The 16,359-nt window shown below is 71.1% G+C and carries 18 protein-coding genes; 6 read left to right on the forward strand and 12 right to left on the reverse strand.

Features of this window, described 5'->3' with window-relative positions; translation table 11 throughout:
• Positions 1–29: 29 nt before the first annotated feature.
• Both nusA and rimP read right to left on the reverse strand, forming a co-directional pair.
• Entirely contained in the window at positions 30–1,028 is a 999-nt protein-coding gene (gene nusA / locus KV097_RS05960) for a transcription termination factor NusA (protein ID WP_220341328.1), read from the reverse strand.
• Positions 1,028–1,486, reverse strand: a complete 459-nt coding sequence (gene rimP / locus KV097_RS05965; protein WP_220341327.1) for a ribosome maturation factor RimP — start codon at positions 1,484–1,486, stop codon at positions 1,028–1,030. Before rimP ends, nusA begins: the two co-directional genes overlap by 1 nt.
• 141 nt (positions 1,487–1,627) lie before the next feature.
• On the opposite strand from rimP, the gene KV097_RS05970 reads away from it, so the two are divergent.
• The 3 genes from KV097_RS05970 to KV097_RS05980 are packed head-to-tail and all read left to right on the forward strand — an operon-like array spanning position 1,628 to position 3,790.
• Positions 1,628–2,170 carry a hypothetical protein gene (locus KV097_RS05970; RefSeq protein WP_220365361.1) on the forward strand — a complete coding sequence of 181 codons (543 nt, stop codon included), beginning with the start codon at positions 1,628–1,630 and terminating at the stop codon, positions 2,168–2,170.
• Positions 2,167–2,613, forward strand: coding sequence for a ferritin-like domain-containing protein (locus KV097_RS05975; RefSeq protein WP_220365362.1), 447 nt, complete (start codon positions 2,167–2,169; stop codon positions 2,611–2,613). Before KV097_RS05970 ends, KV097_RS05975 begins: the two co-directional genes overlap by 4 nt.
• 31 nt (positions 2,614–2,644) lie before the next feature.
• Complete coding sequence (locus tag KV097_RS05980; RefSeq protein ID WP_220365363.1) at positions 2,645–3,790, forward strand: GNAT family N-acetyltransferase; 1,146 nt, start codon at positions 2,645–2,647, stop codon at positions 3,788–3,790.
• 7 nt (positions 3,791–3,797) lie between these two features.
• Here KV097_RS05980 and KV097_RS05985 read toward each other — a convergent pair whose 3' ends face one another.
• From KV097_RS05985 to KV097_RS06005, 5 genes are all read right to left on the reverse strand, one after another.
• Entirely contained in the window at positions 3,798–5,567 is a 1,770-nt protein-coding gene (locus tag KV097_RS05985) for a proline--tRNA ligase (protein WP_220341323.1), read from the reverse strand.
• Between the two features lie 80 nt (positions 5,568–5,647).
• Positions 5,648–6,229, reverse strand: coding sequence for a hypothetical protein (locus KV097_RS05990; protein ID WP_220365364.1), 582 nt, complete (start codon positions 6,227–6,229; stop codon positions 5,648–5,650).
• Positions 6,211–6,783: a hypothetical protein gene (locus KV097_RS05995; protein WP_220365365.1), complete on the reverse strand. Its 573-nt coding sequence runs from the start codon at positions 6,781–6,783 to the stop codon at positions 6,211–6,213. The genes KV097_RS05990 and KV097_RS05995 overlap by 19 nt, the downstream gene beginning before the upstream one ends.
• 49 nt (positions 6,784–6,832) lie before the next feature.
• Positions 6,833–7,405 (reverse strand): hypothetical protein, encoded by a 573-nt coding sequence (locus KV097_RS06000; RefSeq protein WP_220346947.1) that lies wholly within the window; start codon positions 7,403–7,405, stop codon positions 6,833–6,835.
• Positions 7,405–8,247 carry a GNAT family N-acetyltransferase gene (locus tag KV097_RS06005; RefSeq protein ID WP_220365366.1) on the reverse strand — a complete coding sequence of 281 codons (843 nt, stop codon included), beginning with the start codon at positions 8,245–8,247 and terminating at the stop codon, positions 7,405–7,407. The genes KV097_RS06000 and KV097_RS06005 overlap by 1 nt, the downstream gene beginning before the upstream one ends.
• Positions 8,248–8,335: 88 nt before the next feature.
• Between KV097_RS06005 and KV097_RS06010 the strand changes: the two genes are divergently transcribed.
• Positions 8,336–8,851: a DinB family protein gene (locus KV097_RS06010; RefSeq protein ID WP_220365367.1), complete on the forward strand. Its 516-nt coding sequence runs from the start codon at positions 8,336–8,338 to the stop codon at positions 8,849–8,851.
• An 8-nt stretch (positions 8,852–8,859) separates the two neighbouring features.
• Here the strand turns inward: KV097_RS06010 and ispG are convergent, their stop codons facing one another.
• The 5 genes from ispG to KV097_RS06035 are packed head-to-tail and all read right to left on the reverse strand — an operon-like array spanning position 8,860 to position 14,401.
• The gene (ispG, locus tag KV097_RS06015) at positions 8,860–10,008 is read right to left on the reverse strand and encodes a flavodoxin-dependent (E)-4-hydroxy-3-methylbut-2-enyl-diphosphate synthase (RefSeq protein ID WP_220365368.1); all 1,149 of its coding nucleotides are present in this window, start codon (positions 10,006–10,008) and stop codon (positions 8,860–8,862) included.
• Between the two features lie 37 nt (positions 10,009–10,045).
• Positions 10,046–11,359, reverse strand: a complete 1,314-nt coding sequence (locus KV097_RS06020) for an RIP metalloprotease (RefSeq protein ID WP_220365369.1) — start codon at positions 11,357–11,359, stop codon at positions 10,046–10,048.
• Positions 11,356–12,594 (reverse strand): 1-deoxy-D-xylulose-5-phosphate reductoisomerase, encoded by a 1,239-nt coding sequence (dxr, locus tag KV097_RS06025; protein ID WP_220365370.1) that lies wholly within the window; start codon positions 12,592–12,594, stop codon positions 11,356–11,358. The genes KV097_RS06020 and dxr overlap by 4 nt, the downstream gene beginning before the upstream one ends.
• A 50-nt stretch (positions 12,595–12,644) precedes the next feature.
• Positions 12,645–13,439 (reverse strand): ABC transporter permease subunit, encoded by a 795-nt coding sequence (locus KV097_RS06030; protein ID WP_220365371.1) that lies wholly within the window; start codon positions 13,437–13,439, stop codon positions 12,645–12,647.
• Positions 13,436–14,401: an ABC transporter ATP-binding protein gene (locus KV097_RS06035; protein WP_220341313.1), complete on the reverse strand. Its 966-nt coding sequence runs from the start codon at positions 14,399–14,401 to the stop codon at positions 13,436–13,438. Before KV097_RS06035 ends, KV097_RS06030 begins: the two co-directional genes overlap by 4 nt.
• Before the next feature lie 137 nt (positions 14,402–14,538).
• Between KV097_RS06035 and KV097_RS06040 the strand changes: the two genes are divergently transcribed.
• Entirely contained in the window at positions 14,539–15,705 is a 1,167-nt protein-coding gene (locus KV097_RS06040) for a sensor histidine kinase (protein WP_220341312.1), read from the forward strand.
• The gene (locus KV097_RS06045) at positions 15,702–16,346 is read left to right on the forward strand and encodes a response regulator transcription factor (RefSeq protein WP_220341311.1); all 645 of its coding nucleotides are present in this window, start codon (positions 15,702–15,704) and stop codon (positions 16,344–16,346) included. Before KV097_RS06040 ends, KV097_RS06045 begins: the two co-directional genes overlap by 4 nt.
• Positions 16,347–16,359 lie beyond the last annotated feature (13 nt).

Genomic DNA, 16,359 nt, shown 5'->3' on the forward strand with positions numbered 1-16,359 from the left:
GCACCCCGTCCCGACAGGGCCCGGCCGGGTCAGGACGCCGTGCCGCCTTCCGGAACCTCGGTGTCAGGACGGATGTCGATGCGCCAGCCGGTCAGTCGCGCGGCAAGCCGGGCGTTCTGGCCCTCCTTGCCGATCGCCAGCGACAGCTGGAAGTCGGGAACGACGACCCGCGCCGCCTTGGCGTCGGCGTCGACGACCGTGACCGATGTCACCTGGGCGGGCGACAGCGCGTGGGCGATGTAGTCGGTGGGAGTCTCGGAGAAGTCGACGATGTCGATCTTCTCGCCGTGCAGCTCCGACATCACGTTGCGGACGCGCTGGCCCATCGGGCCGATGGAGGCGCCCTTGGCGTTGACGCCGGGCATCGTGGAGCGGACGGCGATCTTGGTCCGGTGGCCGGCCTCGCGGGCGATCCCGGCGATCTCGACGGTGCCGTCGGCGATCTCCGGCACCTCGAGGGCGAAGAGCTTCTTGACAAGGGTCGGGTGCGTGCGCGAAACCTGCACCTGCGGGCCGCGAGGCCCTCGCCGAACGCTCGTCACCAGCGCCTTGATGCGGTCGCCGTGCTCGTAGGACTCCCCCGGCACCCGCTCGGCGACCGGGAGCAGCGCCTCGACGCGTCCGAGGTCGACGAGCACGTCGCCGGGCTCGCGCCCCTGCTGGACCACGCCCGAGACGATGTCGCCCTCGCGCGCGGCGAACTCGCCGAACCGCTGCTCGTCCTCGGCATCGCGCAGCCGCTGCAGGATGATCTGCTTGGCCGTCGTGGCCGCGATCCGGCCGAAGTCGCTCGGGGTGTCCTCGAACTCCTCGGTGAACGTGCTGCCCTCGTCGCCCTCGACGCGGTCGCGAGCCCAGACCACGACGTGGCCCGACTTGCGGTCGAGCTCCACGCGGGCGTTGCTGCGGGCACCGGGCGTCCGGTGGTACGCGACCAGGAGCGCCTGCTCGATGGCCGTCACCACGACGTCCAGCGGCAGGTCCTTCTCGTGCTCCAGGGTGCGCAGCACCGCCATGTCGATGTCCATCAGACGTCCTTCCGATTGAGCTCGGGCTCGATCTTGGCCTTCTTCACGTCCGAGTACGCAACGTCCCGGCTTCCAGTCTCGGTGCGGACGACTGCTCCTGCATCGTCGGAGGACAGGAGGCGACCGACGAACGTGGGGCCTTCGAGGGGGGTGATCTTCACGAGCCGGCCGACGTTGCGCGACCAGTGCCGCGGAAGCGTCAGCGGCCGGCTCGTTCCACGGGAGCCGACCTCGAGCGTGTAGGGGTCGTCTCCGAGGGGGTCGGCTGCGTCCAGGGCGCTGGAGACCGCTCGCGTGACCTCGGCGATGTCGTCGAGAGTGAGTCCGCCCTCGGCGTCGAGCACCACGCGCAGTATGCGCCCGTTGGTCAGCTCGACGGCGTCGAGATCCATCCCGTGGGAGGTGACGATCTGCTCCAGCAGCTCCTGGAGGCTGTCGGGGACCGGTGTCGTAGCCATGGCACGCCTCCGTCTTCTGTTGTGCCGCGAGGGTGGTGTCGCGGGTGCCGCTGTGACGATCGCTTCCAAGTCTAGGCGGTCGCCCCGGTGGCGCGGCGGCGGGCGACCCCGGCACACCTCTACTCCGATAGGTTCACCGGTGTGAGTCTCGGATCGCCACCGCCACGTCCTGGGGTCGGACGGCGTCGACTGCTGCTCGGGGGGACCGGGCTGGTCGCGCTGACGGCCGTGCCCGGCTGCTCGTGGCTGGACCGCGAGCCCGAGACGCCCTCGCCGCAGGAGCATCCGGACCACGATCTGCTCTCCGGCGCGTACGCCCGCGAGTCCGCCGTCGTCGCTGCCGTCCAGGCGACGGCACAGAGGCACGCCGGCCTGGCGCCCTCGCTGTCGCCGGTCGCGGCGCGCGCCCAGGAGCGCGTCACCGCTCTGGAGGAGGCCCTCGGGACCGGCGGCGCCCCCTCCCCCGCCCCTGAGGCGTCACCACCGACGGCGACTGCAGCGGTCCCGGCGCGCCCGGCGCCCGCCCTCCGTGCTCTGGTGACGGTGAGCCAGACCGCCCAGCGTGACCATGCGGCCGACTGCGTGCGCGCGAGCGACCCGGGCGTCGCACGGCTGCTCGCGTCGGTCGCGGCCGGGGACGGCCAGGACGCGGTCATCCTGCGGACCACCAGGAGCGGGACATGAGGACGACCGACGAGGATCCCGCGGGGTTCGAGACCGATCCCACCGACGCCCTGCAGAATGCGCTCGCCGGCGAGCATGCGGCGGTCTACTCCTATGGCCTGGTCGCCGGTCGTCTGGAGGCACGGTCACCGGTCCAGCGCCAGGCAGCAGGCGCGTTCGCGCTCCACCGCAAGCGTCGCGACGACCTGCGGGCCTGGCTCGCACAGGACAAGCAGGACCCGGTCGACCCCGAGCCCGCGTACGCCACCGGCCAGGTCGCCACGGCGTCCGACGCACGTCGGCTCGCGCAGCAGGTGGAGTCCGGACTCGTACGGAGCTGGCTGGCGGTCGTCGGTGTGACCGAGGGCGAGCGCCGCGCCTACGCCTGCGCTGCGGTCGACGAGTCGGCCACCGCGCTGCTCGCGTGGGGAGGGAAGCCCACCGCCCTGCCCGGGATCGACTGATCCGTCGCAGTCGCCATGCCAGACTTCAGGCATGCCGTTCGCTCCCCTCCGCTTCCCTGACGGCGTCCCGGTCCTCACCGACGGACGCGTCACGCTGCGCCCCCACCGGCTCGACGACGTCGCCGCCGTCGTCGAGCAGTGCCGCGACCCCGAGACGTTGCGGTGGACGACCATTCCTCTCGGCTACGACACCGCGATGGGCACCGGCTTCGTCACCGAGATGGTGCCCGAGGGGTGGGGCTCGGGCGCCGAGCACGCGTTCGCGGTCGAGGTCACGGACGCGCATGGCAGCCCGCATTACGCCGGCACCGTCTCGCTCCGCGACGTCGGCGCCGGACGCGCGGACATCGGCTTCGTCGCCCATCCCGCCGTCCGCGGAGACGGGGTCACGACGTCCGCGCTGCAGCTGCTCCTGGGATACGGGTTCGAGACGCTCGGGCTGCACACCGTCATCTGGTGGGCCGACCAGGGCAACTGGGCGTCGCGCAAGGTGGTGTGGCGATGCGGCTTCACCTTCGGGGGCACCGTGCACCGGTGGCTGCCCGAGCGCGGCGAGTACCGCGACGGATGGGTCGCGACCCTCCACCGTGACGACGTGCGCGAGGCCTCGACCCTCTGGTGGGACCTGCCGACGCTGCGTGGCGACCGCATCTGTGCGCGCCCTTTCGAGCCCGCCGACGACGACCGGCTGGTCGAGGGCGGCAACGATGCCTCCGTCCAGCAGTGGATGCCGTCCTTCCCCTCGCCGTACGGTCTGCCCGACGCCGCGGCCTTCCGGGCGACGACCCTCGACGCGGCGGCCAACGGCGCCGCGTTCTCGTGGGCCCTCGTCGACTCCGTGACCGACGACCTGCTGGGCGCCGTCGGCGTCCCCCACCGCAGCGACACCGGTGCCGAGATCGGCTACTGGCTGCTCGCCGACGAGCGCGGCAAGGGCTATGCCCGCGAGGCCGTCGACCTGGTCGTCGACCACGCGTTCACGCCTCGCGACCGCGGCGGGCTCGGGGCGCTGCGAGCCTACGTGCGCATCGACGAGGGCAACCGCGACTCGCTCGACGTCGCACGGGCGTGCGGGTTCGAGATGGCCGGCGCCGAGCGGGCCGGCACCGTACGCCGCGACGGCACCATCGCCGACATGCTCGTCCTCGAGCGCGTCAACCCTCTCCTCGGGATCTAGCCGACGCTCACCGCGACGTGCGCTCGCGCAGGAACGCCGCCACGTCGTCGAGCGGGACGTTCTCACGCACGCCGGTCTTGCGGTCCTTCACCTCGACGACGCCCTCGGCGAGTCCCCGGCCGACGACGACGATGGTCGGGACACCGATCAGCTCGGCGTCCTTGAACTTCACGCCGGGCGACACCTTGGCACGGTCGTCGTAGAGGACCTCGACACCAGCGGCCTCCAGCTCGTCGGCCAGCGCTGCCGCCGCGTCGAAGACCGCCGCGTCCTTGCCCGTGGCGACCAGGTGGACGTCGTACGGCGACACCGCGGCGGGCCAGACGATGCCGGCCTCGTCGTGGCTGTTCTCGACGATGGCCGCGACGGCACGCGAGACGCCGATGCCGTACGACCCCATCGTCACCGTGACGAGCTTGCCGTTCTCGTCGAGGACCTTCAGGCCGAGCGCGTCGGCGTACTTGCGTCCGAGCTGGAAGATGTGACCCATCTCGATACCGCGCGCGAGCTCGAGCGGTCCTGACCCGTCGGGGGCGGGGTCACCGGGGCGCACCGCGGCGGCCTCGATGACGCCGTCCGGGGTGAAGTCGCGTCCGCAGACGAGGTCGAAGACGTGCTTGCCGGGCTGGTTGGCCCCGGTGAGCCAGGCCGACCCGCGCACGACACGGGGGTCGGTCAGGTAGCGGATGCCGGACTCCGACTCCTCCCCCAGCGCCTCGGGGCCGATGTAACCGCGCACGAGCGCGGGGTGCTTGGCGAAGTCGGCATCCTCGAACGGGTCGATCTCCCCCGGAGCGAGCTGCGCCTCGAGTCGCTTGACGTCGACGTCGCGGTCGCCGGGCACCCCGACGACCAGCACCTCGCGCGTCCCGTCGGGCTGGCGGACCCAGAGCACGACGTTCTTGAGGGTGTCGGCGGCCGTCCAGGGACGGTCCGCGCGCGGGAATCGCTCGTTGGCCACGTCGACCAGGGTCTCGATCGTCGGCGTGTCAGGGGTGTCCTCGACGTGTGCGGGAGGCAGGGCGGCGATCGCCTCGTCGTCCAGAGGCTCGGGAGCCACCGTCCTCACGGCCTCGACGTTGGCGGCGTAGCCGCCGGGCGAGCGGACGTAGGTGTCCTCGCCGTTGACGGCGGTGGCGAGGAACTCCTCGCTCGCGGATCCGCCCATGGCACCCGACATCGCCTGCACCACGACGTAGTCGAGGCCGAGCCGGTCGAAGATCCGGATGTAGGCCTCGCGGTGAGCCTCGTACGACCGGGCCAGGCCGTCGTCGTGGACGTCGAAGGAGTAGGAGTCCTTCATGATGAACTCGCGTCCGCGCAGCAGGCCGGCGCGCGGACGCGCCTCGTCGCGGTACTTCGTCTGGATCTGGTAGATCGAGAGCGGGAGGTCCTTGTAGGACGAGTAGAGGTCCTTGACGAGGAGGGTGAACATCTCCTCGTGGGTGGGACCGAGGAGCATGTCGACGTCACGGCGGTCCTTGAGCCGGAACAGGTTCTCGCCGTACTCCCCCCAGCGACCCGACGCCTCGTACGGCTCCTTGGGGAGCAGCGCGGGGAACGACACCTCCTGCGCACCCATGCGGTCCATCTCCTCGCGCACGATCCCCTCGATCTTGCGCAGGACCTTCAGGCCGAGAGGCAACCAGGAGTAGATGCCAGGGGCCGCGCGACGGACGTAGCCGGCGCGGACCAGGAGCCGGTGCGACGGCACCTCCGCGTCCGCCGGGTCCTCGCGAAGCGTGCGGAGGAAGAGACGAGACATGCGGGTGACCACGGGCGTACTCCTGGTTTCGGGATGGCAGTCTCTGGTCGAGACGGTGCGGTGCCCAGCCTAACGGCCGGGCACCGCGCGGCTCAGCGGTAGCGCACCCACTGGGAGAGCCGGTCGGAGTCGAGCCTCGGGAAGACGTCGATCGCCGTGCGGGGACCCGGGTCGTCGACCTCGAGCGGGCCCACGCCCTTGAGGTCGGTGCCGACGAGCGCCACCCCCACGCGCACCGCGCGGCGGTTGCCACCGAGACACCGCTGCGGGAGGCGGACGGTCACCGAGCGCTTGCCGATCCGAACACGGTCGCCCGAGCACCGCACGGTCGCCTCGGTGTCGTCGGTCAGGACGGCACGGTCCCACCGAGCGACGCCCCGCGTCCTGAGGGAGACGAACTCGGGACGCCCCGCAGCCCTGGTCCGGACGACGACCGAGATCGCCGCGAGCTTGGAGCGTCGCAGCCGGGGCACGGTGATGCGGACGACGACGGCGCGCTTGGTGTTGGCGACGGTGACCTTCGTGAGGTCGAGCGCGGCGGCGGCGTCGTGGCGCGGATCGGTGAGGACCCGCGTCTCGGCGGCCGCCGGCGAGGCGGCCGCCGAGACGACGAGAGCAGCCGCCGTACCCGTCACCAGCAGCCGACAGGTGCGGATCAGCGGTAGCGGACCCACGGCGACATCTTGGTGCTCGTCAGGCTGGGGTACGCGTCCACGACGGCATCGGGACCGGGCTCGGGCATCTCCTCCATCTCCAAGGCGTCGTCGCGGCCGATCAGAGCGACCGACACGCGGACGGCGCGCTTGTTGCGCTCCAGGCAGCGCTGAGGGATGCGGACCGTCACGGAACGCTTGCCGAAGCTGATCCGGTCACCCTTGCAGGAGACGAAGTCCTCGTCGGATTCACCGGAAAACATCAGCGGCATCCACCCGGCGCCCTCGATCCGAATCTTCATCGAGGCGAAGTCCGGGCGGCCCTTGGCCTTCGTGCGGAGGCCGACAAGGACCCCGCCGAGCTTCGACTTCTTGAAGCCGGGCACGGTCATCCGGACGACGACGGCGTGCTTCTTGTTGGTCACCTTGATCTTGGTGACGTCGAGCGCGGCGACGGCGTCACCGCGCGGGTCGCTGAAGGTGCGGGTCTTGGCTGCCGCGGGGGAAGCGGTCGTCGCGAGGACGAGGCCCGCTGCGGCCGCGCCGACGACGAGGGTACGGATCGTACGGATCATGGGGTGTGCTCCTGCGAAAGGTGACCCCGCCAATCGGGGTCGCCGAAGCCTAGCGGTAAGCGGCCCAGGGCGTCATCCGTGCGCCACGGGCCTTCGGGACACCGTCGATCGGCAGCCGGGGGCCTGGTTTCGGATCGATCAGGACCTCCTCGGGCACGTTGCCGTGGAGGTAGGCACGCGTGAAGACCGCGACCTGCACCCGCACGGCGGCGCGGTTGTCGCCCAGACAGCGTTGCGGCACCGACAGCACCACGCTCCGGGGGCGGATCCTGAAGCGCATCCCGGAGCAGCGCAGGCGGCTCGCATCCAGCTGCTGCCAGGTGGTCTTCCAACCCCCGGCGCGGCGTACCTTCGACGCGGCGTACTCGGGGCGGCCCGCGACCTTGCGCCCGAGGAACACCGTGACGCCCCCGACGCGGCGGCGTTCCAGACGCGGGACGCGGATCGTGACACGCACCCGGTGCTCGGCGTTGCGGACCCGTAGCGACGTGATGTCGACGGCCGAGAGCGCGTCACCACGCTGGTCGCGGACCGTGCGCGCCGCCGCATCGGCAGGCGACGCGAGGAGACCGGTGGCGAGGACCAGCGCCACCGCGGCGCCGACCGGAGCGAGGCGCCTCATCAGAACAGCACCGACGCGAACGTCTCAGTCTGCACGAACCCGACCCTCTCGTAGACCCGTCGCGCGGCGACGTTGTAGTCGTTGACGTAGAGCGAGACGACCGGTGCGACCTCGCGGCGGGCGCGCTCGACGACCGCCGCCATCCCCGCCGTCCCGAGCCCGCTCCCCCGGTGCTCGGGAGCCACGTAGACGCCTTGGATCTGGCAGCCCTTGGCCGAGGCCGAGCCGACCTCCGCCTTGAACAGCACCTGGCCGTCCTGAATGATCGCGTACGCCCAGCCGCGCGCGACCAGCTGGGTGACCCGAGCACGATAGCTGTTGCGGCCGGGGAGCTCCGGGCTCTCGCCGACCTCCTCCTCGAACATCGCGACGCTCGCCGGATAGAGGATGTCGACCTCGTCGATGAGCACCGGGCGGACGCGCCAGTCAGGAGCCACGAGCGGCGGCCCGGCGATCTGGAGGAACGGCTGGTCGAGGCGGAGCGAGCGAGCAGGTCCCCACGACCCCTCCAGGCGCTCCCACAGACCGAGGGCCGCGGAGCGAGGTCCGACGATCGACGACGACAGCCGCCCCGTCGTGCGCGCGCGCTCGGCGAACGCCTCCACCGCGTGCGGCGTCGCCTCGACCGGGACGAAGTTGGCGGCGACGTGACACGCGGACACCAGGGTGTCGCCCTCGAAGTAGCCCCACATCTCTCCGCCCAGCCAGCGGGGAGACAGCCGCGTGCTGCTGGTGCGGTGGTCGACGAAGAGGTTGACGATCGCGTCGCGGTCGATCAGCTCCTGCAGCGCGGGGATGTCTCCCTCGCGCAGGACGCGGACACCCTCAGCCGTGCTCAGCACCGGGCCTCCTCACACCGTCGGTGGGACGAGCCTATCTGGCGCGGTCGCCCACGACCATGTCTCGCCGTCGCGGCGTAGGGTGCGCGGCATGACGACCGCACCGCTCGGGGAGCCCGCCACCTCTCTCCGCGATCCCCAGGCCATCGCCGAGGGACAGCTCGACCACCAGCGCGACGCGCTGCTGCGCAAGCTCGCCTCCCTCTCCGACGCCGAGCGCTCCCGCAGCCGCCTGCCCTCGGGGTGGACGCCGCTGGGTCTGCTCAAGCACCTGCGCCACGTCGAGCGCCGGTGGCTCCAGTGGGGCTTCCTCGGCGAGCAGGTCGCAGACCCGTGGGGCGACGAGCGACCTGGGTCGGACGCATGGTTCGTCGCCGACGACGAGACGTACGAGGTGCTGCGCGCACGCTTCGAGGAGCAGGTCGAACGCTCCCGGGCCATCACCGGCGCCGCGTCGCTGGACGATCTGGCCGTGATGGGTGGACGCTTCGAGGCCGACCCGCCCAACCTTGCCTGGATCCTGCTCCACCTCGTGCAGGAGTACGCGAGGCACGTCGGCCACCTCGACATCGTCGTCGAGCTGGCCGGCGGCGGCCTCGGCGAGTAGGCGATCGCCTACGAGACCGCCACGGCCGGCGACGCGCCCTCGATCGGCTCCATCCCCTCGGCGATCCTCATCGCCTCCTCGATCAGGGTCTCCACGATCTTGGACTCCGGCACGGTCTTGATGACCTCGCCCTTGACGAAGATCTGCCCCTTGCCGTTGCCCGACGCGACGCCGAGGTCGGCCTCACGCGCCTCACCGGGGCCGTTCACGACACAGCCCATCACGGCGACGCGCAGCGGCACCTCCATGCCCTCGAGCCCGGCGGTGACCTCCTCGGCGAGCGTGTAGACGTCGACCTGGGCCCGCCCGCACGACGGGCAGGACACGATCTCGAGCTTGCGGGGACGGAGGTTGAGCGACTGGAGGATCTGGATGCCGACCTTGACCTCCTCGACCGGCGGGGCCGACAGCGAGACCCGGATGGTGTCGCCGATGCCCTGGCTGAGCAGCGCCCCGAAGGCGGTCGCGGACTTGATCGTGCCCTGGAACGCGGGGCCTGCCTCGGTGACACCGAGGTGCAACGGCCAGTCGCCCTTCTCGGCGAGCAGCTCGTACGCCCGGACCATCACGACGGGGTCGTTGTGCTTGACCGAAATCTTGAAGTCGTGGAAGTCGTGCTCCTCGAACAGCGACGCCTCCCAGACGGCCGACTCCACGAGCGCCTCCGGGGTCGGCTTGCCGTACTTCTCCAGCAGGCGCTTGTCGAGCGAGCCCGCGTTGACGCCGATCCGGATCGACGTGCCGTGGTCCTTCGCGGCCTGCGCGATCTCCTTGATCTGGTCGTCGAACTTGCGGATGTTGCCGGGGTTGACGCGGACGGCCGCGCAGCCGGCCTCGATCGCAGCGAAGACGTACTTCGGCTGGAAGTGGATGTCGGCGATCACCGGGATCTGCGACTTGCGCGCGATGTCGGGCAGCGCCTCGGCGTCGTCCTGGCTCGGGCACGCGACGCGGACGATGTCGCAACCCGCCGCCGTGAGCTCCGCGATCTGCTGCAGCGTCGCGTTGACGTCGACGGTCGGGGTCGTCGTCATGGACTGCACCGAGACCGGCGCGTCTCCCCCGACCTCCACCTTGCCGACCTTGATCTTGCGGGTCGGCCGACGGGGCCGGAGCACCGGAGGCGGGGCGGCCGGCATTCCCAGGTTGACGTCCATGCGGGTACGAATCTCCTCGCGTGCGTGCGGTCGGGCCTCAGGTGAGGCGTACGGGGTTCACGATGTCGGTGTAGACCAGGATGATGCCCATCACCAAGAGGACGGCACCCACGGCGTAGGCGACCGGCAGCATCTTGGCGACGTCGACCGGCCCGGGGATCGGCCGACGACGAAGTCGAGCGATCGCGTTGCGCAGGCCCTCCCAGAGCGCTCCGGCGATGTGGCCGCCGTCGAGCGGCAGGAGCGGGATCAGGTTGAAGAGCCCGAGGAAGAGGTTGAGCCCCGCGAGCAGCAGGCCGACGCTGAAGACGCGGTCGCTCCAGGTGGCGCCCTCGGCCGAGGTCAGCTCACCCGCCACCCGGCTGGCGCCCACCGGGCTCATGGGGGTGTCCTGGCCGCGCTCGGCCCCGAACGCCGCCTTGGTGACCTCGACCATCTTCTCCGGCAGCGAGCCGATGGCCTTCACCGTGCTGACGGTCATGTCCCCCATCGTCGCCACGGCGAAACCGAGGTCCTCGCGCTGAGCGGGGACGTAGGGGCTGACTCCGAGGAAACCGACGCGCTCGACCTTGTCGGGGTCGGTCTTGGTTGGCCGCGGCTGGACCGACGTGTTGACGGTGGCCTGCTGCTCGGCACCGTCACGGACGTACTCGATCGTGGCGGGGCTGTCGCCGTTCGCCCGGATGAGGTCGGTGAGCTGGTCCCAGCTGCTGATGGGCGTGCCGTTGAAGGAGGTGATGGTGTCACCCGGGGTCAGACCTGCCTGCTTGGCGGGAGTGACCGGGTCGGCGGCGGTGCACTTGCGACCGGCCTCGGCGGCGGGGATCGCGCAGTCGGACACCGTCTCGACCGTCGTCGTGGCGTTCTCGACGTTCTGGGAAGGGATCGTCATGAACAGCGCGGCGAACAGGATGAAGGCGATCACCAGGTTGACGACCGGTCCGCCAGCCATCACGATCGCCTTCTTCCACCACGGCAGGCGATAGAAGAGGCGCGGCTCGTCCTCGGGGGTGACGTGCTCGTACTCGGCCGAGCGGGCGTCGAACGCCAGCTGCGTGAACATGCCGGTGTTGGACTTGCGGACGGTGCCCGGATCGTCACCCTTGTTGGGCGGAAGCATGCCGACGATCTTGACGTAGCCGCCGAGTGGGATCGCCTTGACGCCGTACTCGGTCTCGCCCTTGCGGGTCGACCACAGCGTCCGTCCGAAGCCGATGAAGTACTGGGTGACCTTGGTGCCGAAGAGCTTGGCGGGCACCATGTGACCGAGCTCGTGCAGGGCGATCGAGACCGCGATGCCGACGACGAGCACGACGACGCCGAGGGCGTACAGCCACGGTGTCGCGTTCATCGGCTCTCCTGCCTCGTCCTGGTCGTCGCTGCCATCAGCTCCTGCGCCCGCTCGCGGGCGGCCGCGTCCGCGGCGAGGACGTCGTCCGCGGTCACCGGCTCCGTCTTCGAGCGTACGCCCGCGTCGGTGAGGTGCTCCGAGAGCACGGCGCCCACCGTGTCCACGATCGAGAGGAACGGAAGGTTCCCGTCGAGGAACGCGCCGACGCACTCCTCGTTGGCGGCGTTGTAGACCGCCGGTGCCGTACGGCCGAAGGCGCCGGCCTCGCGGGCGAGGCGCACGGCCGGGAACGCCTCGTCGTCGAGCGGGGCGAAGTCCCAGGTCGACGCCTGGGTCCAGTCGCATCCCGGGCCGGCGTCCGGGACGCGGTCGGGCCACCCCATGCCGAGGGCGATCGGGATCAGCATCGAGGGCGGCGATGCCTGCGCCAGCGTGGACCCGTCGACGAACTCGACCATCGAGTGGATCATCTGCTGCGGGTGCACGACGACGTCGACGCGGTCCATCGGCACGTCGAAGAGAAGGTGCGCCTCGATGACCTCGAGGCCCTTGTTGACGAGGGTCGCCGAGTTGATCGTGATGACCCGACCCATCGCGAAGTTGGGATGGTCCAGGGCCTGGTCCGGGGTCACATCCTGCAGCTCGGCGCGGGACCTGCCGCGGAACGGGCCACCGCTGGCCGTCAGCACCAGGCGGCGCACCTCCTCCGCGGTCCCGCCTCGCAGCGCCTGCGCGATCGCCGAGTGCTCGGAGTCGACGGGGACGATCTGACCGGGTCGTGCCAGCGCCGTGACCACCGGCCCACCGATGATCAGCGACTCCTTGTTGGCCAGGGCGAGCGTCGTGCCTGCCTCGAGGGCGGCGATCGTGGGACCGAGGCCGACGGCGCCGGTGATGCCGTTGAGGACCACGTCGCAGCGGGTCGCCGCGAGCTCGGTGGCGGCGCGGGGGCCGGCGAGGATGCGGGGCAGCCGGTGCTGCCCGTGGGCGTACCCGCGCCGCTGGGCCTCGGCATACAAGGCCAGCTGCACGTCCTGGGCGGCCGAGGCCTGCGCGACCGCGACCGCCTCGACCTCGTGGGTGATGGCCTGCTGGGCGAGGAGGACCGGGTCGCTGCCGCCGGCGGCGATGCCGACGACCCGGAAGCGGTCAGGGTTCGCGGCGACGATCTCGAGCGCCTGTGTCCCGATGGAGCCGGTCGATCCGAGCACGACGACGTCGCGGGTTTGCACCATGAGACCAGTGTCTCAGGTGCGCCCGCGACGTCGTCCTCGGCTGGTGCCGGCTACTTGATCTCGCTGCGCAGGACGCGCCGCGCCCCGACGACGAACGGGATGATCAGCCAGATCGTCCCGGAGACCAGGAGCTGGGCCCACTTCTCCCCGGTCCAGCCTCCGTCGAACAACGGCATCTGTGCGGTCGCGAAGTCGATCCACGGGAGCAGGTCGCCGAACCAGTCGATGAAGACCGACGCCACCGCGAAGATTGTCGGGAGGACGAAGGCCCAGGCGAAGTAGACGACGATCGCCGCCGGCGAGCTGAGCAGCAGCGCGCCGAACGTGAGCCCCATCAGGATCCCGAGAGCCTGCATCGCGTAGAAGCCGAGGAGCTCCACCGCGTTGACGTTCCAGATCGTCGTGTCCGACGCGAGCCCGGCGAAGACGTTGCCGAACGCGGCCGCGATCGCCGCGACGACCACCGCGAACAGCGCCACGATCAGCCCCACGACGACCTTCGCCGCGAGGACGCGGCCGCGGTGCGGCTCGAGGGTGAACGTGACGAGGGCCGTCCGTTGCGACCACTCGCTGGTCACCGACAGCACTCCGAGCACCGGCAGCAGAACTCCCATCGGGACGCTCATGGCGGTGAGGAAGTCCTTGAACGAGACCGAGATGTCGTTGGCCAGCACGACCCACAGCATGATCACCATCACGACGACGCTGATCACGGCCACGGTGCCGAGCAACCACTTGCCCGCACGGGTGTCGGCGAGCTTGCGCAGCTCGACGGCCACCAGGCGGGTGAAGGGCACCCGAGGACGGGTGAGGTCGATCCCGACCTCCGGGGCGAGCGCGGTCATGCCTGTCCTCCTTGGGGATCGGGCGGGCCGAAGCCGGGCCGGGGGCCGGCGTCCGGGGCGGGGGTGGGCGCGAGCGGGTCGCGCTGGTTGTCGGCGGTGAGCTGGAGGAACAGGTCCTCCAACCCCGCGCGGTCACCGGGTCGGAGCTCGACGAGAGCGACGCCGGCAGCAGCCGCCGCCTTGCCGACGGCGACAGGATCAGCGTCGGTGACGAAGCCGTCAGCGGTCGCCGGCGTGACGTGGATGCCTGCGACGGACAGCGCCCGCGCCAGCGCGTCCGCCTCCTCCGCCCGTACGAACGTGCCGGCACCGGCGAGCAGCTCCTCCTTGTGCCCCTGCGCGACGATCTTGCCGTTGCCGATCACGATGATCTCGTCGGCGATGACCTCGATCTCGTGCAGCAGGTGCGAGGAGAGCAGCACCGTGCCGCCGCGGTCGGCGTAGTGGCGCAGCAGCTGGCGCATCCAGTGGATGCCTGCCGGGTCCAGACCGTTGGCCGGCTCGTCGAGGATCAGCACCTGGGGGTCGGCCAGGAGCGACTGCGCGATGCCCAGCCGCTGGCGCATGCCGAGCGAGTAGTTGCCGACCCGCCGCTTGGCCTCCTTGGGAGACAACCCGACGACCTCGAGCATCTGGTCGACGCGCCCGCGGTCCAGGCCCATCGTGCGGCTCGCGATCGTGAGGACCTCACGACCGGTGCGGCCGTTGTGCTGGGCCGACGCGTCGAGGAGGACGCCGATCTGGGTGCCCGGGTTGGGGATGTCGGTGTAGCGGTGGCTGCCGATGGTCGCCGAGCCGGCGGTCGGGATCGTGAGCCCGGCGAGCATCCGCAGGGTCGTCGACTTGCCGGCACCGTTCGGACCGAGGAAGCCGGTCACCGAGCCGGGACGACAGGTGAAGGAGATGTCGTCGACCGCGAGGTGGTCGCCGTACCTCTTCGAGAGGTTCTGGACTTCAATCATGGCTCCAGCATCGCGCAGCGCGCGGTCATCCACATCGGCCCATTGGCTCGGCCGACGTGGCCGAAAGTAGGGGGTACGGGGTCGGAGACCGACCTTCGGCCGGTTCGCCGACCGTGCCCAGTGCCTAGGCTGTGGCTGTGAACGAGGTCGACCCCGCGGCGTACCAGCCGCCGCTGCGGTGGTGGAGCCAGCTCTGGCGCTACGTCCTGGCGGTCCTGATCAGCGCTGTGACCTGGCTGTCGGGTGTGGCGCAGTGGCAGGCAGAGCACGCACCCCGGTGGTTCTGGGCCGACCTCGTCGGAGGTCTGGTCGCTCTTGCGCTGGTCACGAGGCGCCGGCAGCACCCCGTGGCGGTGGCCGCCGCGGTCACGGTGATCGGAGCGTTCTCGTACGCCGCCGCCGGTCCCGCCGTCCTCGCGGTGGTCTCGCTCGCGACGCGGCGCAGGCTGCGCGAGATCGTCGGTATCGGCCTGCTCGTGGCCGTGCAGACCGTCGTCGTCACGCTCATCGACCCGACTCTCGAGGACGACTGGAGGATCGTCCTGGCTCTCAGCGTGCCGATCGTGGTCACGATGTTCGCGGTGGGCATGTACGTGGGGTCGCGCCGCGAGCTGCTCTACACCTTGCGGGAGCGTGCTCGGGTGGCGGAGGCGGAGCAGGCGAGCCGCGTCGCCCAGGCTCGCACGGCAGAGCGGGCCCGGATCGCACGCGAGATGCACGACGTGCTGGCCCACCGCATCTCGATGGTCGCGATGCACGCCGGCGCGCTGGCGTACCGCACCGACCTGCCACCGGAGGAGGTCCGCACCTCGTCGGAGGTGATCCGGGACAACGCCCACCTCGCGCTCACCGACCTGCGCGAGGTGCTCGGCATCCTCCGCGCCGACGAGGACGCCGGGGCGGGCGACCGCCCTCAGCCGTCGTGGCGGGACCTGCCCGACCTGGTGAGCGGTGCGCGCGCCGCGGGGATGCGGGTCTCCCTCACCGATGACCTCTCACCGCACGCGCCGCCCGAGCGCATCGGCCGGACCGCCTACCGCGTCGTTCAGGAGGCACTCACCAACGCGCACAAGCACGCTCCGGACACGATGCTGTCGGTGGTGATGCGGGGCGAGCCAGGCGACGGGATCGTCATCGAGGCTCGCAACCCGTTGCGGGTGGGGTCGACGCAGGACCGTCTGCCTACGTCGGGGCTGGGGCTGGTGGGCCTCTCGGAGCGTGCCGACCTCGTCGGCGGGACGCTCTCGCATCGGGTGACCGGGGACGAGTTCGTCCTGACCCTCGTACTACCGTGGCCGGCATGATCCGGGTCGCGCTGGTCGACGACGACGCCCTCGTACGGGCCGGGCTGAGGCTGATCCTCGGCGGCGCCGACGACGTCGAGGTCGTCGCCGAGGCCGCCGACGGTCTCGACGCCCTCCGTGTCCTCCGGTCGACACCCGTCGACGTCGTGCTCATGGATATCCGGATGCCCCGCATGGACGGGCTCTCCGCCACGGCCGAGCTCGAGCGCGCCCCGTCGGCGCCCCACGTGATCGTCCTGACGACCTTCGACGCCGACGACTACGTGCTGCGCGCGCTGCGGCACGGCGCGAGCGGGTTCCTGCTGAAGGACACCGCGCCGGAGGTGCTGGTCGATGCCGTGCGCAAAGTTGCCGCGGGCGACCCGATGTTGTCGCCGAGCGTGACCGAGCAGCTGATCCGGCGGGTCCGCGACCTCGGGGACGGCGACGGCGACGCGAAAGAGCGGCTGGCCGTGCTCAGCGAGCGCGAGCGCGAGGTGGCGGTCGCCGTCGGACGCGGGATGTCCAACGCCGAGATCGCCGTCGACCTGCACATGAGCCTCGCGACCGCGAAGGCGCACGTGTCGCGGATCCTCACCAAGCTCGACGCCGCGAACCGCGTCCAGGTCGCGATCGCGGTCCACGAGGCCGGCCTGGTGTGACCGAACCTGCGGC

This window comes from Mumia sp. zg.B17 (assembly GCF_019550915.1).
Lineage (GTDB): Bacteria > Actinomycetota > Actinomycetes > Propionibacteriales > Nocardioidaceae > Mumia.